General features: G+C 67.4%; 18 protein-coding genes. 8 read left to right on the top strand and 10 right to left on the bottom strand.

Annotated elements, in window-relative coordinates; genetic code table 11:
* Window positions 1-75 precede the first annotated feature (75 nt).
* Window positions 76-1,746: a cutinase family protein gene (locus tag ACWEH3_RS08090; RefSeq protein ID WP_450019075.1), complete on the bottom strand. Its 1,671-nt coding sequence runs from the start codon at window positions 1,744-1,746 to the stop codon at window positions 76-78.
* Between the two features lie 195 nt (window positions 1,747-1,941).
* On the opposite strand from ACWEH3_RS08090, the gene ACWEH3_RS08085 reads away from it, so the two are divergent.
* Together ACWEH3_RS08085 and ACWEH3_RS08080 are read left to right on the top strand one after the other, a co-directional pair.
* Window positions 1,942-2,958: an NADP-dependent oxidoreductase gene (locus ACWEH3_RS08085; RefSeq protein ID WP_450019073.1), complete on the top strand. Its 1,017-nt coding sequence runs from the start codon at window positions 1,942-1,944 to the stop codon at window positions 2,956-2,958.
* Between the two features lie 26 nt (window positions 2,959-2,984).
* The gene (locus tag ACWEH3_RS08080) at window positions 2,985-3,398 is read left to right on the top strand and encodes a MerR family transcriptional regulator (RefSeq protein ID WP_450019071.1); all 414 of its coding nucleotides are present in this window, start codon (window positions 2,985-2,987) and stop codon (window positions 3,396-3,398) included.
* Window positions 3,399-3,416: 18 nt separating this feature from the next.
* On the opposite strand, the gene dnaB is transcribed toward ACWEH3_RS08080, so the two are convergent.
* From dnaB to rpsF, 5 genes are all read right to left on the bottom strand, one after another.
* Window positions 3,417-4,799, bottom strand: coding sequence for a replicative DNA helicase (dnaB, locus tag ACWEH3_RS08075; RefSeq protein ID WP_450019069.1), 1,383 nt, complete (start codon window positions 4,797-4,799; stop codon window positions 3,417-3,419).
* A gap of 628 nt (window positions 4,800-5,427) precedes the next feature.
* Window positions 5,428-5,880, bottom strand: coding sequence for a 50S ribosomal protein L9 (gene rplI, locus ACWEH3_RS08070; protein WP_450019067.1), 453 nt, complete (start codon window positions 5,878-5,880; stop codon window positions 5,428-5,430).
* 17 nt (window positions 5,881-5,897) lie between these two features.
* The gene (gene rpsR, locus ACWEH3_RS08065; protein ID WP_043700357.1) at window positions 5,898-6,149 is read right to left on the bottom strand and encodes a 30S ribosomal protein S18; all 252 of its coding nucleotides are present in this window, start codon (window positions 6,147-6,149) and stop codon (window positions 5,898-5,900) included.
* A 58-nt stretch (window positions 6,150-6,207) separates the two neighbouring features.
* Window positions 6,208-6,744: a single-stranded DNA-binding protein gene (locus tag ACWEH3_RS08060; protein ID WP_039803206.1), complete on the bottom strand. Its 537-nt coding sequence runs from the start codon at window positions 6,742-6,744 to the stop codon at window positions 6,208-6,210.
* Between the two features lie 88 nt (window positions 6,745-6,832).
* Entirely contained in the window at window positions 6,833-7,120 is a 288-nt protein-coding gene (gene rpsF, locus ACWEH3_RS08055) for a 30S ribosomal protein S6 (protein ID WP_039803204.1), read from the bottom strand.
* Between the two features lie 213 nt (window positions 7,121-7,333).
* On the opposite strand from rpsF, the gene ACWEH3_RS08050 reads away from it, so the two are divergent.
* Window positions 7,334-8,725: a hypothetical protein gene (locus ACWEH3_RS08050; RefSeq protein ID WP_450019065.1), complete on the top strand. Its 1,392-nt coding sequence runs from the start codon at window positions 7,334-7,336 to the stop codon at window positions 8,723-8,725.
* Here the strand turns inward: ACWEH3_RS08050 and ACWEH3_RS08045 are convergent.
* Window positions 8,722-9,255, bottom strand: a complete 534-nt coding sequence (locus ACWEH3_RS08045) for a CGNR zinc finger domain-containing protein (protein ID WP_450019063.1) — start codon at window positions 9,253-9,255, stop codon at window positions 8,722-8,724. The genes ACWEH3_RS08050 and ACWEH3_RS08045 overlap by 4 nt on opposite strands.
* A gap of 83 nt (window positions 9,256-9,338) precedes the next feature.
* Between ACWEH3_RS08045 and ACWEH3_RS08040 the strand changes: the two genes are divergently transcribed.
* A complete protein-coding gene (locus tag ACWEH3_RS08040) occupies window positions 9,339-10,238 on the top strand; it encodes a DMT family transporter (protein WP_450019061.1) in 900 nt (299 codons plus the stop codon).
* A 1-nt stretch (window position 10,239) separates the two neighbouring features.
* On the opposite strand, the gene ACWEH3_RS08035 is transcribed toward ACWEH3_RS08040, so the two are convergent.
* From ACWEH3_RS08035 to ACWEH3_RS08025, 3 genes are all read right to left on the bottom strand, one after another.
* Window positions 10,240-10,863 (bottom strand): TerD family protein, encoded by a 624-nt coding sequence (locus tag ACWEH3_RS08035; protein ID WP_450019059.1) that lies wholly within the window; start codon window positions 10,861-10,863, stop codon window positions 10,240-10,242.
* 94 nt (window positions 10,864-10,957) lie between these two features.
* The gene (locus tag ACWEH3_RS08030; RefSeq protein WP_379249487.1) at window positions 10,958-12,055 is read right to left on the bottom strand and encodes a DUF475 domain-containing protein; all 1,098 of its coding nucleotides are present in this window, start codon (window positions 12,053-12,055) and stop codon (window positions 10,958-10,960) included.
* Window positions 12,056-12,214: 159 nt separating this feature from the next.
* On the bottom strand, window positions 12,215-12,790 hold the full coding sequence (locus tag ACWEH3_RS08025) for a TerD family protein (protein ID WP_450019057.1): 576 nt from the start codon (window positions 12,788-12,790) through the stop codon (window positions 12,215-12,217).
* A 144-nt stretch (window positions 12,791-12,934) separates the two neighbouring features.
* Between ACWEH3_RS08025 and ACWEH3_RS08020 the strand changes: the two genes are divergently transcribed.
* From ACWEH3_RS08020 to ACWEH3_RS08005, 4 genes are read left to right on the top strand one after another with little or no spacing between them, the layout of a single operon-like run.
* Window positions 12,935-14,152, top strand: a complete 1,218-nt coding sequence (locus ACWEH3_RS08020) for a hypothetical protein (RefSeq protein WP_450019055.1) — start codon at window positions 12,935-12,937, stop codon at window positions 14,150-14,152.
* Window positions 14,153-14,165: 13 nt separating this feature from the next.
* Window positions 14,166-15,380 (top strand): HpcH/HpaI aldolase/citrate lyase family protein, encoded by a 1,215-nt coding sequence (locus ACWEH3_RS08015; protein ID WP_450019054.1) that lies wholly within the window; start codon window positions 14,166-14,168, stop codon window positions 15,378-15,380.
* A complete protein-coding gene (locus ACWEH3_RS08010; RefSeq protein WP_450019052.1) occupies window positions 15,377-16,837 on the top strand; it encodes a phosphoribosyltransferase domain-containing protein in 1,461 nt (486 codons plus the stop codon). Before ACWEH3_RS08015 ends, ACWEH3_RS08010 begins: the two co-directional genes overlap by 4 nt.
* Entirely contained in the window at window positions 16,834-17,973 is a 1,140-nt protein-coding gene (locus ACWEH3_RS08005) for a cysteine protease StiP family protein (RefSeq protein ID WP_450019050.1), read from the top strand. The genes ACWEH3_RS08010 and ACWEH3_RS08005 overlap by 4 nt, the downstream gene beginning before the upstream one ends.
* Window positions 17,974-17,981: the final 8 nt, after the last annotated feature.

Raw genomic sequence — 17,981 nt, 5'->3', positions numbered from 1 at the left:
GGGGGTTTTTTTGTCCTCTCTGCCGCCGGGGGCCCACACCCCGCCCCGGGCGGCCCCCCCCCCCCCGCGGGTCGATCAGTTCGACGCCTTCGTGGTCGCGGTGGTGGTCGGCGCCGCGGAGTGCGTTGTCGTCGTGGCCGATTCGGTGGTGGTGGTCGGCTTCGTCGTCTCGACCGGCGCCGCGACCGGAGCAGGCGCGGGCGTGGTGGTGGTGACCACCGGCGCCGAGGTGGTGGTCGAGGTCGGCGCCGTCGTCGTCGGCCGGTCCGTGGTGCCGGTCGTCGTAGGGGCGGCGCTGGTCGGCTTCGGTGCCGTGGTCGAGCTCTTGGCGGGTTCGGTCGTCGGAGCCGCCGAGGTGGTCTCCGCCGCCTTGTACGCGGCGGCCAGGTCCGCCTCCTGCGGCTTGGACGTCGGGTCGACCTGCTTACCGGCCTGCGCCTGCTTCGCCAGATGGGTGAGCCACGCGGCCGCGTACTCCGCCGAGGTCAGCGGCTTGCCCGCGGCGGGGTCCGCGTCGTCCCAGTAGTCGAAGTGGTGACCGGTGTGGTCCGGGCCCAGCGTGAGGTTGTACGGGTCGCTGAGGATGACCGGGATCGTGTTCTGGTTCGTCACGATGAGCCCGACGATCTCGTTGAGCACCTTCTGCGGCAGGTAGGCCAGCGGCGACATGTCGTTCGTGGCAATGGAATCCGCCTGCACCGGCGCCTTCTTCTCACCCGGCTTGTACGCCGGGTCCGACACCCGCAGCAGCACCTGCAGGAAGGTCTCGTCGCTCTGCATCCAGTTCGGCTGCGACTGGATGTCCGCGAACGCCGCCATCGCGATCCGGCCGAGGACCACGGCGACGTCCTGCCCGGTCGCGGGCGTGAGCCCGTCGCGCTCGAGCGCGTCCACGTTCAACTGCCTGCCGACATTGACCACCAATTGCAGCAAGGAGATGTTCTGCGGCGCCGAGCAGGTGAGATCGCCGTCGGAGCAGAACGATGCGATCTTGCCGTTCAGCGCGCCGAAGTCACCGCTGGTGCCGCGCACCGCGCCCTGCCCGGGAACCGCGTTCGTGCCGTTCTGATATTGCTGGTCGAAGCCGTCCGGGTTGCTGAACGGGTCCTTCGATCCGGGGAACGGCCCGTCCCCCGCCGAGCGACCCGAGTCGGCGAGGATGACGACGCCGACGACGTCGTCCGGATCGACGATCCCGTACGCGCCGTCCTGGCCGGGTTCCTGATGGCCGATCTGCATCGCGACGCGGCGGACGACGTCGGCGCCCTCGCTGTAGCCGACGATCGAGAACTTGGTGTCGGGGCACGCCTGGGCGATCTCCCGCATCACCCGCTCGGTGTTCGCGACACCGGCGTTGACAGCGTCCTCGTAGGTGGACATATTCGCCGGATAGGCGATGTAGACCGCGGCGTACGCGTCCGGATCGACGTCGTCGGCCGGTGCGTTGACGACCGGATCGACCCACTCACTGCTGTGATCACCCGACAGCGCGGCGGGCAACGGGTTGCCGTTGGCATCCACCAGCATCCTGGTGGTCCCCTCCACCGGAGTGTCGTTGCGACCGGCCACCGAGATGGTGACCATGTCGCGGCATTCCGTGACGGAGGTCGTGAGCTGGGTTTCCCTGGTTTCCGGCGTCGACGTCAACGCCAACGAGGTGGCGACCACCGCCGCCACGCCCAGCACCGCCGGAGCGGCAACCGCCGACGCGATGCGATGCCGCGCGAAGAACTCGCGAAGAGCCATGTCCTGATTTCCCATTCCATACACCGACAAAGTGGACGGACAAGCCCCCCGACGGGCCATACGTCACCGAGGACGTCGTGGTAGGGGCCCTGATCGTTACTTAGTGCCGGATGGAAGGGTTCGAACTCCGAAGCGTCCCCTTGCGCCTGGTTGCTGCTTGACCTTTACGTATACGTCAATCCTTAGCGTCGGGGCATGACGACTGTGACGCGAACCTCCCGAGCGATCCAGCTGGCCGCGCGACCGAACGGATTGCCTGCATTGCCGGACTTCCGGCTGATCGAAGAGGCGGTGCCCGATCCCGCACCGGGTCAAGTGTTGATCCGCAACCTGTACATGTCGCTCGATCCGGGAATGCTGATGCAAATCGGCGCGTATCCCGAAATCCCGATGCCCGCCTTCGCCGTCGGCGAAGTGATGTCCGGTGGCGCGATCGGTGAGGTCGTCGTGTCCGCTGACCAGCATGTGCTGGAGGGAGCGTTGGTGCTGCACCAACACGGGTGGCGCGAGTACGCCATCGCGGACGCCGACAGTGTTCGGGTCGTCGACGCACAGGCGTATCCGTCGCCGTCGACGTATCTCGGTTTCGGATTGGTCGCGTATGTGGGGCTGACCGTGGTCGCGGGGTTACGCGAGGGTGAGACCGTTCTGGTGTCCAGTGCCGCCGGAGCTACCGGTAGCCTGGCGGGCCAGCTCGCGCGACTGCTCGGTGCCGGGCGAGTCGTCGGGAGCGTGGGATCACCGCGGAAGGCGCGCTACGTCACCGAGGAGCTCGGCTTCGACACAGCGTTCGACTATCACGATCAGCCGCTGGCCGACCGGTTCCGGGCGGCCGCGCCGGAAGGGATCGACGTCTATTTCGACAATGTCGGCGGCGCGCAACTGCGTGCCGCGATCGAGGCGATGAACGTCGGCGGACGAATCGCCCTGTGCGGCGCGCTCGCCCGGCAGCGGGCAGGCGGGGCGCCCGATGGCGGGCCCGGGGACCTGCTGCCGGTGATCGGGAAGCGAATCACACTGCGTGGATTCACCGCCCTCGACCATCTGGATCTCGCGCCGGAATTCGGACGGCGGTTACGCCAGTGGCTCGCCGAGGGTTCGTTGCGGCACACCGAGAATGTCGTCGATGGGCTGGAAAACGCTCCACAAGCACTGCTCGACCTGGTGCGAGGACGCTACACCGGGAAAGTAGTTGTGCGGCTCACGCGTTGAACAGTCACCACGGGAAGGACAGGACAATGCTGATCGGTGAACTGGCGGAGCGGACCGGAACGACCACGCGTGCCCTGCGCTTCTACGAAGAACGGGGACTGCTCACCTGTGAGCGCACCAGTTCGGGTTACCGCCGCTACGACGAAGAGGCGGTCAAGCGGGTACAGAACATCCGGGAACTACTCGATGCCGGCTTCACCGTCGACGATGTCCGCGCGTTCGTGCCGTACCTCGACCGTGATCTGCCCCAGACATTCCCGTTCGAGCCGCGGTGCCCCAACGGGTACGCATCCGTAGCGCCACCACGGTTCGCCGAGCTCAATCGGCGCATCGCGAATCTGGTCGAACTCCGTGATCGCCTGATCGACCGGATGCCGTGGCTGGCACAGGACACCCTGAGTGAGCCGACTGGCGAAGACCCACAGCCGTACGGTACTTGAGCCCAGCCTCCTCCGGACTCAGCCGCGCGCCATATCCACGAACCGCGACAAATGCAATTGGTGGGCGACGGTGATCGTCGCGGTGGGGCCGTTACGGTGTTTACCGAGAATCAGGTCGGCCTCGCCGCCGCGCGGGTCGTCGCGCTCGAAAGCGTCGGGACGGTGCAGCAGGATGACCATATCCGCATCTTGTTCCAAAGATCCCGACTCGCGGAGATCGGACACCATGGGGCGCTTGTCGGTTCGCTGTTCGGGACCGCGGTTGAGCTGGCTGATCGCGACCACCGGCACTTCGAGTTCCTTGGCCAGCAGTTTCAGATTACGGGAGAAGTCCGAGACTTCCTGCTGACGGGATTCGACCTTTTTGCCGGACGTCATCAGCTGGAGGTAATCCACGACCACGAGTTTCAAATCGTGGCGCTGCTTGAGCCGCCGCGCTTTGGCGCGGATCTCCATCATCGTCAGGTTCGGCGAATCGTCCACGAACAGCGGCGCCTCGCTGATCTCACTCATCCGCCGTGCCAACTTGGTCCAGTCGTCGTCGCTCATCCGCCCGGACCGCATATCCCCGAGCTTGATCTTCGCCTCCGCCGACAACAGCCGCATGACGATCTCGGTACGACTCATCTCCAAGGAGAAGATGACGCTCGCCAAGCCATGCTTGATCGAGCAGCTACGCATGAAATCCATTCCCAGGGTCGATTTGCCCACGCCAGGCCTGGCCGCGACGATGATCATCTGACCCGGGTGCAGGCCATTGGTGATTTCGTCGAGTTCGGTGAAACCGGTGGGGACGCCGAGGGAGATGCCGCCGCGGCTGGCGATGGAGTCGATTTCGTCCATCGTCGGCTGGAGCAGTTCTTCGAGTGGGAGGAAGTCTTCGCTGGTGCGGCGTTCGGTGACCTCGTAGACCTCGGCTTGGGCGCGGTCGACGACCTCGGCGACATCCTGGCCGTCGGCGCCCGCGTAGCCGTACTGGACGATGCGGGTGCCCGCCTCGACCAGGCGGCGCAAAATGGCCTTCTCGGCCACGATTTCGGCGTAGTAGCCCGCGTTGGCCGCGGTCGGCACGGTCTGGGTGAGCGTGACCAGATAGGGCGCGCCGCCGATGCGCTTGAGCTCGCCACGGCGGTCCAGGCCCGCGGCGACGGTCACCGGGTCGGCGGGTTCGCCGCGCCCGTAGAGATCCAGGATCGTGTCGTAGATGGCCTGATGGGCGGGACGGTAGAAATCGCCGGGCCGAATCGCCTCGACGACGTCGGCGATGGCGTCCTTGCTCAACAGCATGCCGCCGAGCACCGACTGCTCGGCCGCCATGTCGTGCGGAGGCTGGCGGCCGAAGTCCTCGCCGGGGGGTTCGGGCGGGAAGTCCGTGTGCCCGCGGTCATCGGTGGCTGTCACCAGACTCGACCGTCCTCTCTACCCCACGACCGGGATGCACCCTGTCGACTCGTTTTACTCCCGGGCACCGACACGTTCGGAAAAGCCGTTGACCAGGGCTCCAGCTACCGCCGCGGCACCGGTCCGTGCGCGCACTCGGGAGCGGCCCGCGCGCAGCGATGCGACGAACCTAGGCGACCCGCTGGGTGTGCGCCAAACCGCGCTGTGCACACAGCTGTGGATAACTTGGGGAAAGTTCACCCAACCGTGTGCACCCCCTGTGTACAACTTGGGGAAAACCCAGGTCGGCGGGGTCAAATACGCAGATAGATATGGACTTCCGCGTTCTTCCAGGTGTGGATTAATGAAGTACCGGCGTGTCGGCCGAGTTGAACAGCCGGGCGTGTTGGGTTAACAGCACGTGAGCTGCATATGGCCTGAATCACATTGCGGACGGTCGGTTCGACAATAATCCACAGGCTGGGTAGATCAGGCGTCGTCGCGGTGTGCGGTGCGGTCCAGATTGTCCCCAATGACGCGCTCGATCATTCGGCAAATAGTCAGCTACAAATCGGCTCGCGGCAGCAGAGCATGACCGAGGACCACTCCCGTGAACGGACGGGAGTGGTCCTCGACGCGATGCCTGGAATCAGGCGGCGGTGACCGTGAGGTCGAACTTCGCCGCCACGTCCGGGTGCAGGTGCACCAGAATGGCGTGCTTGCCGGTCGACTTGATGTGCGCCTTCGGCAGCTCGATGCTGCGCTTGTCGACGACGGGGCCACCCGCCGCCTTGACGGCCGCCGCGACGTCCGACTGGGTCACCGAGCCGAACAGCTTGCCGGTGCCCGCGGTCTTCACCGCCAGCGAGACCGACTCCAGGTTCTCGATGGCCTGCTTCAGCTCGTTGGCGTGGTCCAGGTCGCGGACCCGGCGGGCTTCCTGCGCCCGGCGAATGCCCTCGACCTGCTTCTGCGCGCCACGGCTGGCCGGGATCGCCAGGCCACGCGGCAGGAGGTAGTTGCGGCCGTAGCCGTCCTTGACCTCAACGGTGTCGCCGGGGGCACCGAGGTTGTCCACATCAGCGGTAAGAATCAACTTCATTGGCGTGCCTCCCTTTCTCAGCGAGCCGTCGACACGTAAGGCAGCAGCGCGACCTCACGCGAGTTCTTGACCGCAACCGCGACATCACGCTGGTGCTGCACGCAGTTGCCGGTGACGCGGCGGGCGCGGATCTTGCCGCGGTCGCTGACGTACTTGCGCAGCAACGCCGTGTCCTTGTAATCGATCGTGACGGTTCCGGTCTTGCTCTCCTTGCAGAACGAGCAAGCCTTCTTCTTCAGCACCTTTTCGCGCGCGGGCGCTTTAGGCATGGTCTTGTACTCCGTAATCAGTGATGGCCCGAATTCGTGCGGGCCGTTGTGGCCGTTCTCAGAACGGCGGTTCGTCATCCATGCGGCTGTTGCCCCCGAAGGAGCCTGCCGCGGGCGCACTGCCCCAAGGGTCGTCCTCGGCACCGCCGGAACGCCCACCGCCACCACCGGAGGAGGCGTAGCCGCCACCGCCGCCGGACCCGGACCCGAAGCCCCCGCCACCGCTGCCGCGGCTGGTCTTGTTGACCTTCGCGGTGGCGTAGCGCAGCGAGGGACCGACCTCGTCGACCTCGAGCTCGACGACCGTGCGCTTCTCACCCTCGCGGGTTTCGTAGGAGCGCTGCTTGAGCCGTCCGCTCACGATGACACGGGAACCCCTGGTCAGGCTTTCGGCGACATTCTCCGCGGCCTCGCGCCAGATATTGCAGCGCAGGAACAGCGCTTCGCCGTCTTTCCATTCGTTCGAATTACGGTCGAACACACGGGGAGTCGACGCGACGGTGAAATTCGCCACCGCCTGTCCCGCCGGTGTGAATCGAAGCTCCGGGTCGGCCGTCAGATTTCCGATGACGGTGATGACCGTGTCGCCTGCCATGTGGTTCCTCCTGCTCGGTGTGCAGTCCGCGTCTCGCTGTTGCGCTAGAGCCTAGGCACAGGCTCCGACGCAAACGAGGGTTGCCGGACTACTTGTCGTGGCGCAGAACCTTGGTGCGCAGCACCGACTCGTTGAGACCGAGCTGGCGGTCGAGCTCGCTCACGGTGGCGGGCTCGGCGGTCAGGTCGACCACGGCGTAGATGCCCTCGGCGTGCTTGGCGATCTCGTAGGCGAGCCTGCGGCGGCCCCAGATGTCGACCTTGTCGATCTTGCCGCCCTCGGTGCGAACGACACTGAGCAGGTTGTCCAGCGACGGACCAACAGTGCGCTCGTCCAGGCTCGGATCGAGGATGACCATCACTTCGTAATGACGCACGGACCAATCACCTCCTGTGGACTAGGAAACGGCCACGGACGGTCCGTGGCAGGAGGGTCGTTGCGTCAGCAACCCGAACAGGCTACATGAGCGGCACCTGAGCAGTGAAATCGCCCCGGCGAGCCGCCCCGGCGCGCACGTTCGGCCCGCGCGTTCGCGTCGGTAGGAAGGGGAATGGCGGCACGGCCCCGACCGTCCGCTTAGGGTGGATCCATGCCGACCGGACTCGCCGCCAGCGACCTGCCCGCGGGTGGCGTGCGACGCCGCGCGGCGTTCGCCGTGGTGGTGGTGCTGCTCTGCGGTCTCGTCCTCGCGCTGGCGTACGCGAACAAGGCGCGTTGCGCGGGTGCGCCGTTCGACCGGGACGGGCGCAGCACGGTTTTCGATGTGATCAAGGATTCGGACGTCTGCTATTCCGATATCCAATTCCTCTGGCTCGGCCGAGACATCAACGAGCACGTCTTTCCCTATGTGACCGGCGGCATCACCGACGACGGGGCGTTGGTCGGCGGCGCGGTGGAATATCCGGTGCTCAGCGGTGTGCTGATGTGGCTCGGCGCGGTGGGCGCACACAACGACGCCGATTTCCTGCGGTACTCGGCGCTGCTGCTGGCGCCCTTCGCGTTGCTGACCGCGTGGATGCTGGCTCGCCTGGCCGGGGGCGCGGCCCTGCTGTGGGCGGCCGGACCGCCGCTGGTGCTCTATGCCTTCCACAACTGGGAGCTTCCGGTGGTGTGCACGGCGGTGGCGGCCGTCTACGTGATGACTGCGTTGACCCGCTACTCGGTGCGTACCAGGGGCATCGTGGCCGCGGTGCTGCTCGGGCTCGGGTTCTGCCTCAAGCTGTACCCGGGGATCTTCGTGTTGCCCTTGCTTGCGTACGTGCTCACCGGCGGTGGCGAGCGCGACGCGGAAGCCGGCGATCGCGGACCGGACGTCCGTGGCGCTCTGCTCACCGCGGGCGCGGCGATCGGCACCGTGGTAGTGGTGAACCTGCCGTTCGCGCTGGTGGGTTACGAAGGCTGGCGCGCGTCCATCACCTTCCAGCAGTTGCGTCAGGCCGACATCACCACGAATTCGATCTGGTATTGGGGACTTCGGCCGATGTTCGGTCCCGATGCGCGCAGCGAGGCGGCGTTCCAGCAACTGGTCTCGGTCGCCTCCCCGTTGCTGGTGCTCGCGGCGTTCGCGCTCGCCATGTGGCTCGGCTGGCGGCGCTATTCGGCGACCGGCGTGTTCCCGTGGATCGGTGTGAGCGGCGCGATGCTGTGTGGATTCCTGTTGTTCCACAAGGTGCATTCCCCGCAGTACACCCTCTGGCTGGTGCCGTTCCTGGTGCTGCTCGAGATCCCCTGGTGGTTGGTCGGCGGCTATCTCGTCGCCGACGCGGCCATCGGGATCGGGGTGTTCCGCTACTTCTACTCGATGGGTACGGGCAAGTCGGTCGAGCTGATGGAGCACATCGTCCAATTCGGTGTGTGGGGGCGCGCGAGCCTGCTGATCGTGTTCTTCTTCGTATTCCTGTGGGCGGCGCCGCGTGGAAATCGGTCGATGACGCCCCGGGTCACACGGTCCGACCCCCGCGATCTGGTTCCGGTGGTCTAAGGCCCACTGTGCCGGGCTCGAAAGGCCGCGCTTTTGGCACGGTTGCCGCACAGGGTCATGTCGCACCACCGGCGCGTGCCGCCGCGGGAAGTGTCCACATACAGCCGCGTGCACACGGGGCGACCGCACTCCTTGACGAGCGCCCGGCTGCCCAGTAACTCGATCGCGGAACGTGCGACGGCGGCCAAAGCCGCGTCCGCGTCGCCGGAGCGGACGACCGTGCCGTCGGCGCGCAGGCTGATCGAGGGCGGGGCGCCCTCGGCGAATTCGTTGACGGTCCGGCGATCGCCGTCGTCGAAGGCGGTTTCGCGGGCGGTGGCCAGCGCGATGCGATAGGCCGCCTCACGCAAGCGCACTGCCCGCGCGAGGGTGTCCGCGTCGCCGGTTGGCGGGCTGTCGAGCAGGTCCGCGGCGACGATCCAGTCGGCCAGCGCCGCGGGTGTGGAGAGGACGTCCTCGAACCTGGTCGAGCGCCCCATGACGGTACCGGCGAAGTCCAGGGCGAGGTTGCCGCTCACGAAGGTGAACACCTTCTCATAGTAACCGCCTTGACAGGTTATTGGACCGGATGCCACTGTGATAACCACCCAAGGTGGTTAGTCGAGGAGGGTCCGTGCAGAGCCGATTCGCGATGGTGGCCGCGCAGCCGCTGTTCGTCTTGTTGTGGAGTAGTGCGTTCATCGCAGGGGTGATCGGGGTCGGCGCCGCCCCGCCGCTATTGGTGCTGTTCGTGCGCTTTGCCGTCGCGGGAGTGCTGCTCACCGCCTACGCCCTCCTAGCGCGGGTCACGTGGCCGCAGGGAGGCCAATTGCGTCACGTGCTCGTCGCCGGGCTGCTGATGCAGATGGTCCAGTTCGGCGCGTTCTACACGGCGATGGCCGAACATGTCTCGGCGGCGGTGATCGCGCTGGTACAGGGCTTGAATCCGGTGGTCATCGCTCTGTGCGCCGGACTGATCGGCGAAGTCGTCACGATGCGGCAGTGGTTCGGCTTCGGCATCGGCGGCATCGGAGTCGCGCTCGCCGTGTTCGACCAGTCGCACTTCTCCCTGGCCGGACTGCTGCTGTGCGTGGCAGGGCTGCTCGGGTTGAGCATCGGCACCGTGTATCAGAAGCGATTCACGCCCACCGTCGATCCCAGGGCGGCCACGGCGCTGCACGTGGCGATCAGCGCGCCGATCGCCGGGGTGCTGACCTGGCTGTCCGGCCAAGTGCACGTGTCGGACGTGGGCCGGTTCGCCGGGTCGCTCGTCTGGATGGTGCTGGTCAACTCCATGGCCGCGTTCCTGCTGCTCAACGCCATGCTGCGCCGGTGGGACGCGACGAGGGTGGGCAAGCTGTTCTTCGCGACGCCCGCCGTGACCGCGATCCTGGCCTGGTTGCTGATCGATCAGCCGCTGCGACCGCTGACGGTCGCCGGACTCGCCATCGGCCTGGTGGGCCTGGTGTTCGCGGCTCGCAGGCCGGCGGCGTCGGCGGTCGTCGCGCGGCAGCCGGTGCCCGTACCGCGGTGACCTACTTGCGCCCGGCCTGCCACTGCATGCCCCACCGGTATGCCTGGTCGAGTTCGCGCTGGGCGCCGTTGACGTAGTGCACTTCCCGGTGCACGGTGATCCCGGCCCCCTGGTTCTGCAGCAGGGCGATGGCGCACGAGCGGGCGCCGTCCACCGGAGAATCGAGGCGGACCTCGACCTGCGGACCGGATGTGGGGTAGAGCGTCACCACGCCGTCGGCGGCGGCCCAGTTCGGCACGCCCTCGTAGATGAAGGCGAAGATCAGGATGCGCCGGAACAGCTCGGGCCGCGCGAGGTCGATGTGCAGGTTCTCGCCCGACGCGGCCGCGCCGCTGCGATCGTCGCCGTCGAGCCGGATGTAGGGCTCGGCCTCCAGCGTGCCGAAATTGCCGCCGATCGCCTGGACGACGCCCTTGGCGCCGTTGGACAGTTCGTAGAGACAGCCGAGGTCGAGATCGATCGGCTTGGAGCGGCGGAAGAATCCCCTCGGTCCGCTCGACCAGTTCAGGTTGACCCGCATGGTGCCCTGCTGCTCACCCGGCTTGGTCAGGTTGATGCTCGGTGTCGCCTTCGACAGGGTCACCTTGGACAGGTTGACGCCGCCGGGGTTGTCGTCGATCGCCATGGCGCGATCCCCCCTCTGTGGAAACGAGAGCGGCAGCGGCCGTCCCTCGGGACGGGGCCGCTGCCGCAACGGGTCTTCGGCTGCTTGCCGGGAATCAGCCTACCGGCGTGGGTTCCCGTTCGCTGTCCAGTTCCTCCTCGTCCGCTCGGCCGTTGCGGACGATGCTGGTGATGAATGCCGCGCCGATGAACGCGACGCCGACCAGGCCGGTGACGATCTCGTTGATGTGCACGCCGATCGAGACCAGCAGGATGGCCGCGAGCGCGCCGATCGCCCAGTGCGCGCCGTGCTCCAGGTAGACGTACTCCGACAGCGTGCCCTTGCGAACCAGGTACACCGTGATCGACCGGACGAACATGGCGCCGATCAGGCCGAGGCCGAGCGCGATGATGATCGGATCGGAGGTGATGGCGAACGCGCCGATCACGCCGTCGAAGGAGAACGACGCGTCGAGCACCTCCAGGTAGAGGAACAGGAAGAAGCCCGCCTTACCGGTGGCCTTGACCAGCTCCGACGGCCCTTCGCTCTGCTCCTCGGTGTGGAACATGGAGCCGAGCCCGTCCACCGCGATGTAGGTGATCATGCCGAGCAGGCCCGCGACCAGCACGGTCGAGCGGTGCGCCTCGTCGGCGATGAACTCCGCGGTGAGGATCAGGCCCGCACCCGCGACCACCACGGAGAGCATGTCCAGTTTGCCCGCCTTGGCCAGCGGCCGCTCCAGCCAGCTCAGCCAGGTGATCTCGCGTTCCTCGAAAATGAAGTTGAGGAACAGCAGGGCCAGGAACATACCGCCGAACGCCGCGATCTGCGGATGCGCGTCGGTGAGCAGTTTCTCGTAGCTCGGGCTGCCGTCCGGGAAGGTCAGGGCGCCGTCCGGGGGCGGGTTGAGGGCCAGGTCGAAGGCCCGCACCGGATCCAGCCCCGCGGTGATCCACACGATCGCCAGCGGGAAGACCAGCCGCATGCCGAACACGGCGATCAGCACGCCGACGGTGAGGAAGATCCGCTGCCAGAACGCGCTCATCCGTTCCAGGACGGTGGCGTTGATCACGGCATTGTCGAACGAGAGCGACACCTCGAGGATGCCGAGGATCGCGGCGAGCGCGAGGGCGGTCGGTCCGCCGTACACGACCGCAACGACGAGCGAGAGCACCGTGACGACGAGGGACATGCCGAATATGCGCAGGACCACGCTGGGACCTTTCGTGAGTGAAAACGAGGCGGCGACGTTTGCTACCAGCGTGGCTGCTGGATCGCCGGTTGTCCAACGTTGCTCCCAGGGCGCCGGCATGCCTGGGTGGCACGACGAGGGGGCCCGTCGCCGGGCCCCCTGTGAACGGCGAAGTGCTCCTTAGACGTTCACGCCGTAATCACGGGCGATGCCCGCCAGACCGGAGGCGTAGCCCTGACCGATCGCGCGGAACTTCCACTCCGCGCCGTTGCGGTACAGCTCGCCGAAGACCATGGCGGTCTCGGTCGAGGCGTCCTCGGTGAGGTCGTAGCGGGCGAGTTCCTGGCCGTTGCTGCGGTCCACGACACGGATGTAGGCATTGCGGACCTGGCCGAAAGACTGCGACCGGGAGTCGGCGTCGTAGATCGAGACCGGGAAGAAGATGCTCTCGATCGTGGGCGGGGTGTTCGCCAGGTCGACGTTGATGACCTCGTCGTCGCCCTCGCCTTCGCCGGTCCGGTTGTCGCCCGCGTGCTCGATCGAGCCCTCGGGAGAACGCAGGTTGTTGAAGAAGACGAAGTGCTGGTCGGACAGGACCTTCTTGTCCCCGCCGGTCGCGATGGCGCTGGCGTCGAGGTCGAAGTCGGTGCCGGTGGTGGTCCGCACATCCCACCCCAGGCCGACCGAGACAGCAGTGAGGTTAGGCGCCGCCTTGGTCAGCGAGACATTGCCGCCCTTGGACAAACTGACACCCATGCGGGATTCCCTTTCAATAGTCCGTCATTGGTTCCCAGCATGTCCGGATCGCCGGGGACGCCATCGACAGTAGTAGGTTTCCGCGAACTTTCGTAGGAACCCGCGTAACCCCCGGCGAACAGGAAGATCTCCTACCATCGGGGCGTGGCAGGCCGGAGGCGTGGATGGTTTCGTTCGTCGGAGAACGACGAGTGGATCGAGCATGCCCGCGCGACGCTGGCGACGGCTTTCCTCGACATGGATCGGCGCCAGAGCGCGGCCGAGGCCGCGGTGCACGCCGCCGATCAGATCTTCCCCGAGCGGCGTACGGGCGCGCGCTGGGAACCGTTGCGGCACAGCTGCTATGGCGCCGCGGAGGTGTATCTGACGCTGAGCGCCGAGCTGGAGGCCGCGCAGCAGGGCGGTCCGCCGGTGCCGCAGGGTCGGCAGCGCGTCGACGCAGCGGTACGGCAACTGGCCGACGCGGCGCGCGCGGTCGACGAGTTCTATCGCGGCGACCAGGGCAAGCTGGAAGAGGCGGTGGCGGTACTCGGCGCGGTGCCGCAGTTGGCCCAGCAGGTGAAGGTCGCCGCGGCCGGCGTGCGCGGCCGGGCCGCCGAATCGGAGTTCGCGGACTATCCGTCGGTGCGCAGGCACGCCGCCGCGGTCGATGAGGCGCTGGTCACACTGGAGGCGGCGGGTTCCGGTGCGTCCGCGGGCACCGTGCGGGAGGCGGCGAACCATCTGCAGGCGGCCACCAACGAGCTGGCGGATGCGTTGGCGCAAGCACCATCTCGGGCGGCGGCCGCGAACAACGCGATATCGTCCGTGACAACCCGACTTGCCGCCGTCCGGACCAGGGCCGAAGGCGTTCCGCAGGCGTTCTCGGCGCTGCTGCGCGAGTTCAATGCTGCGAGTTCGGCCGATCTGGCTAACAATGAGCGGGAAAGTCAGCGAGCCATCGAGGCCGCGGACGCGGCCCTCGGCAGGGCGCGTGCGGCGGCGGTAGAGAACAATCCGGAGTTTGCACTTGATCTGACCACATCCGCGCGCGGGTTCCTCGCCGAGGCCGAGCAGCGAGTCGACGCCGTCACCAAGCGGCTGAGCCTGCTGCGTGCGGTTCGGTCCGACCCGCAAGAGCAGGCCAAGGCCGTACGATTCCGGCTGCGGGACGCGCAGATGCTCGCGGTGAGCCGCGGGCTGGTCGCCGAATGGGGGTCGGTCCTCGACGCGCAAGCGGCACGAATCGACCGAATCAGCGAAACACTGTCGGGGCGTCACCCCGACTACTGGGCCTATGTGGCGGAACTGGATGCCGTCACCGAATTCATAGCCGGGGTAGTGGATCGAATGAGAAGACAAGCAGGACCACGACGAGAATGAGAATGGGGCAACGATGACCGCAGGCATCGCCGTCCAGCAGGAGGTTTCCCTGCGGAAGCGAATGCCGCTGCGCCACTTCCGGCAGTTGCACGGACCGGAGGCGAGGCGTCTTTTCCACCGGCAGCCCGAACCGTTCGGCGACGACAACACCGACCGCGAGCTGCTCGCGATCGGTCTCGGTGCGACGCTGTACGCGCCCGCGACCAGGCCCGATCTCGCGTTGACGATCGGTAGGCGGGCCGAGCACGGCGTGTGTTCGATGGTGATCGACCTCGAGGACGCGGTGGCCGATCACGAGGTGGAGTACGCCAAGCGGCAGACCGTCGACGCGCTGGATCTGCTCGCGGGCAGCCACGACGCCAACCCGCTGTTGTTCGTTCGGGTGCGCGACGCGGACACGATCACCGAGCTCATCGAGCAACTCGGACCGGGCGCCAAGGTGCTGACCGGGTTCGTGTTCCCGAAGTTCGACAGCGTCACCGGGCCGAAGTACCTCAACGCGCTGAACGTGGCGGCCCAGCGGCTGGATCGGCCGCTGTACGGGATGCCGGTGCTGGAGTCGGCGGGGCTGGTGCATCGGGAGACCCGTGATTACGAGCTCACCCAGATCGCGGCGCTGCTGGCCGCGCACCGGGACCGGGTGCTCGCGGTGCGGGTCGGCGCGACCGACATGTGCTCGACCTTCGGCATCCGGCGCGACCGCGACCTGACCATCTACGACGTGCGCGTGGTGGCCGACGTCATCGCCGACATCGTGAACTACCTGGGGCGCGCGGACGGAACCGGTTTCGTCATCACGGGGCCGGTGTGGGAGTACTTCGCCGATCACGAACGGATGTTCCGGCCGCTGCTGCGGACGGCGCCGTTCGAGGAGTCCGACGCGGTGCCGTTCCGGCAGTACCTGGTCAGCCGGGATCTGGACGGTTTGCTGCGGGAGATCACGTTGGACCGGGCCAACGGCATCCAGGGCAAGACGGTGATCCACCCGTCCCACGTGGCGGCCGTGCACGCGTTGTCGGTGGTGACGCACGAGGAGTACTCGGACGCGCTGGACATCCTGCGCGACGACGTCGGCGGCGTGGCGGCCTCCGGCTACCGGAACAAGATGAACGAGATGCGGCCGCATCGCAGTTGGGCGCGACAGACCTTGTTGCGCGCACGGGTGTTCGGCGTGGCGAACAAGGGAGTGTCGTTCGTGGATCTGCTGACGGCGTTGGTCACCGTATGAGCCGAACCGCGACCGATTTCGGCGACAACCAAACATTCTGGGCGACAAGGGTTCTCGGTATAGGCCTGCATCACGATCCGGTGCGCGAACTCGGCTCGGACCGGCTGCGCACGGCGCGTTTGCCGATCACGGCCCTGGTGCAGCCGGGTGTGCGCCACAACAATCGGCGCCGGGCGCACCTGCTGGTTTCCACCGTGCTGGGCAAGCATCTGCCGACCGATCCGCGGGTGGTGCTCGGTGCGGGCGATCAGCTGGGCGATCTGGTGCGTGCGGCGCTCGGTGAGCGCGAAGCCGTCGTGCTCGGATTCGCCGAGACCGCAACGGGTCTCGGTCATTGTGTGGCCGCGCGGATCGGCGCGAGCTGCTACCTGCATTCGACCCGGCGCGCGGTGCCGCACGCGTCGACACTCGCCGGTTTCGAGGAAGGGCACTCGCACGCCACTTCCCACCTGCTGCAACCGGCGCCTGCCGACATCTTCGTCAACGATCTGCCGCTGATACTGGTCGATGACGAGATATCCACCGGCGCGACGGCGATCGATGCGGTGCGCGCGCTGCACGCCTTCGCGCCCCGTGCGCACTACGTGCTCGCGTCACTGGTCGATCTGCGCACCGAGGCCGATCGCGCCCAATTCGACGCGGCAGCGGCCGAACTCGGTGCCCGCATCGACACGGTCTGTCTCGGCATCGGTCGCGCGTCGCTGCCGGACGGGCTGGTCGACGCGGTCGGCGCCCTTCCCGAACCGCGGCTCAACCCGACCGCCGCGCATCTCGGGTCGTTCGGACGCGTCGAACTCCCCTGGCCGAACGCGGTTCCAGAGGGTGGCAGGCACGGCGTACTCGCTTCCGACATCGGCGCGTTCGAGGCGGCGCTGCTGGAGGCAGGCGAGGCTTTGACCGTCCGGCTCGACGCGGACTTCGCAGGCAGGCCCGTCATCGTGCTCGGACACGAGGAGCTGATGTACCTGCCCCTGCGGTTGGCGGCGCTGCTCGCCGAGTCGGGTACGCCGACCCGCTTCCAGACCACCACGCGATCGCCCGCGTACGTGCTGGATGAGCCGGGATATCCGTTGCGGCGAGGGTTTCGCTTCACCGCACCCGAGCCGGGCGATGCCGCGCCGCGCTATCTGTACAACGCGCAGTGGCCCGTGACTTCGCTCGACCTGTTCGAGGCCGATTTGGCGGGGCTGGTCGCCGCCCCATCGGGCCGCGATGCCGCCGTGACGATCACCGACGACGGCGTCGACAGCGGCGTGGAGGGCGACGGCCCGGCCGCCGATCCGGTGCTCGTCGTCGTGGTCGACTCGCCGGCCGACACCGCGGAGCTGATGGCCGAACACGGGCTGATCGATGTACTGACCGCTTCCGGGGCCGACGTGCTGCTCGCGGTGCTACCGGAGGCGGATCCGCGGCGGCTGTACGCCGAACGCGTGGAGTCGAACGGGGGCCGGATATGACCAGTACCAGGGTGGGCGCGCTACCCATCCCGCTGCACGGACCGGAATTCGGCTCCTACGCGGCCGAGGAAGTCTCCTGGCTGCTGAAGGATCTGTCGGAAGTCGACCTGGAGGCCGACATCGCCGAGCGGGAACGGCGGATCCAGGCCGGGAAGGCGCATTACGCGGAGTCGCTGCCGATCGAGTATCAGCCCGACGCGTCGTACCGGGCGCTGTTCGACGAGGTGCTCGCGGCCAGCGCCGAACGGCTCGCGCTGGCCGTGGCGACCGTGTCGGAGCTGGTCGTCGCCGAACGCGGCGAGGACGTCGTCCTGGTGTCGCTGGCTCGCGCGGGCACGCCGGTCGGCATTCTCATGCGCCGGTGGCTGCGTTGGCGGCGTCCGAGCCTGGAGGTGCCGCACTACGCGGTGTCGATCGTGCGGGATCGCGGCATCGACGCGGTCGCGCTGGACTATCTGGCCGAGCAGCACGATCCGTCCTCGGTCGTGTTCGTGGACGGATGGACCGGCAAAGGCGCGATCACCCGCGAACTGACCGAAGCGCTGGACGCCTACCACGCCGCCGGTGGCCCGCGGTTCGACGACGAATTGGCGGTGCTGGCCGATCCAGGGCACTGCGTGCGCACCTACGGCACCCGCGACGACTTCCTGATCGCCTCGGCGTGCCTGAATTCGACTGTCTCCGGCCTGGTTTCGCGCACGGTTCTGAACGACACGCTGATCGGACCCGGCGATTTCCACGGCGCCAAGTTCTACCGCGAACTGGCCGGTGACGACGTGTCCGGGCGCCTGCTGGACACCGTGAGCGGCGCCTTCGACGCGATCCGCGATCGGGTGCCCGCCGAGGTGGCCGCGATCCGCGCGAGCGACCGGACGCCCACCTGGACCGGCTGGGCATCGGTGGAGCAGGTGCGGGAGCAGTACGGCATCACCAGCGTGAATCTCGTGAAGCCCGGTGTCGGCGAGACCACGCGGGTGCTGCTGCGGCGGGTGCCGTGGCGGGTGCTGGTGCGTGAGGCGGACGCGCCGGAGCACGCGCACATCCGGATGCTCGCCTCGGCCCGGGGTGTCCCGGTCGAAATCGTCGCCGACCTGGCATATTCGTGTATGGGATTGATCAAGGACGTGCAGCAGTGAACCTATCT

This window comes from Nocardia sp. NPDC004718 (assembly GCF_053601535.1).
This window is presented reverse-complemented; position numbering and strand designations above follow the sequence as displayed.

Bases quoted from the DNA above. Each gene is read 5' to 3' on its own strand.
- ACWEH3_RS08050 (WP_450019065.1), top strand. From the start codon at position 7,334: ATGCCGACCGGACTCGCCGCCAGCGACCTGCCCGCGGGTGGCGTGCGA.
- ACWEH3_RS08080 (WP_450019071.1), top strand. From the start codon at position 2,985: ATGCTGATCGGTGAACTGGCGGAGCGGACCGGAACGACCACGCGTGCC.
- ACWEH3_RS08035 (WP_450019059.1), bottom strand. From the start codon at position 10,863: ATGGCGATCGACGACAACCCCGGCGGCGTCAACCTGTCCAAGGTGACC.
- ACWEH3_RS08090 (WP_450019075.1), bottom strand. From the start codon at position 1,746: ATGGCTCTTCGCGAGTTCTTCGCGCGGCATCGCATCGCGTCGGCGGTT.
- ACWEH3_RS08015 (WP_450019054.1), top strand. From the start codon at position 14,166: ATGACCGCAGGCATCGCCGTCCAGCAGGAGGTTTCCCTGCGGAAGCGA.
- rpsR (WP_043700357.1), bottom strand. From the start codon at position 6,149: ATGCCTAAAGCGCCCGCGCGCGAAAAGGTGCTGAAGAAGAAGGCTTGC.
- ACWEH3_RS08010 (WP_450019052.1), top strand. From the start codon at position 15,377: ATGAGCCGAACCGCGACCGATTTCGGCGACAACCAAACATTCTGGGCG.
- ACWEH3_RS08025 (WP_450019057.1), bottom strand. From the start codon at position 12,790: ATGGGTGTCAGTTTGTCCAAGGGCGGCAATGTCTCGCTGACCAAGGCG.
- ACWEH3_RS08085 (WP_450019073.1), top strand. From the start codon at position 1,942: ATGACGACTGTGACGCGAACCTCCCGAGCGATCCAGCTGGCCGCGCGA.
- rplI (WP_450019067.1), bottom strand. From the start codon at position 5,880: ATGAAGTTGATTCTTACCGCTGATGTGGACAACCTCGGTGCCCCCGGC.
- ACWEH3_RS08060 (WP_039803206.1), bottom strand. From the start codon at position 6,744: ATGGCAGGCGACACGGTCATCACCGTCATCGGAAATCTGACGGCCGAC.
- ACWEH3_RS08005 (WP_450019050.1), top strand. From the start codon at position 16,834: ATGACCAGTACCAGGGTGGGCGCGCTACCCATCCCGCTGCACGGACCG.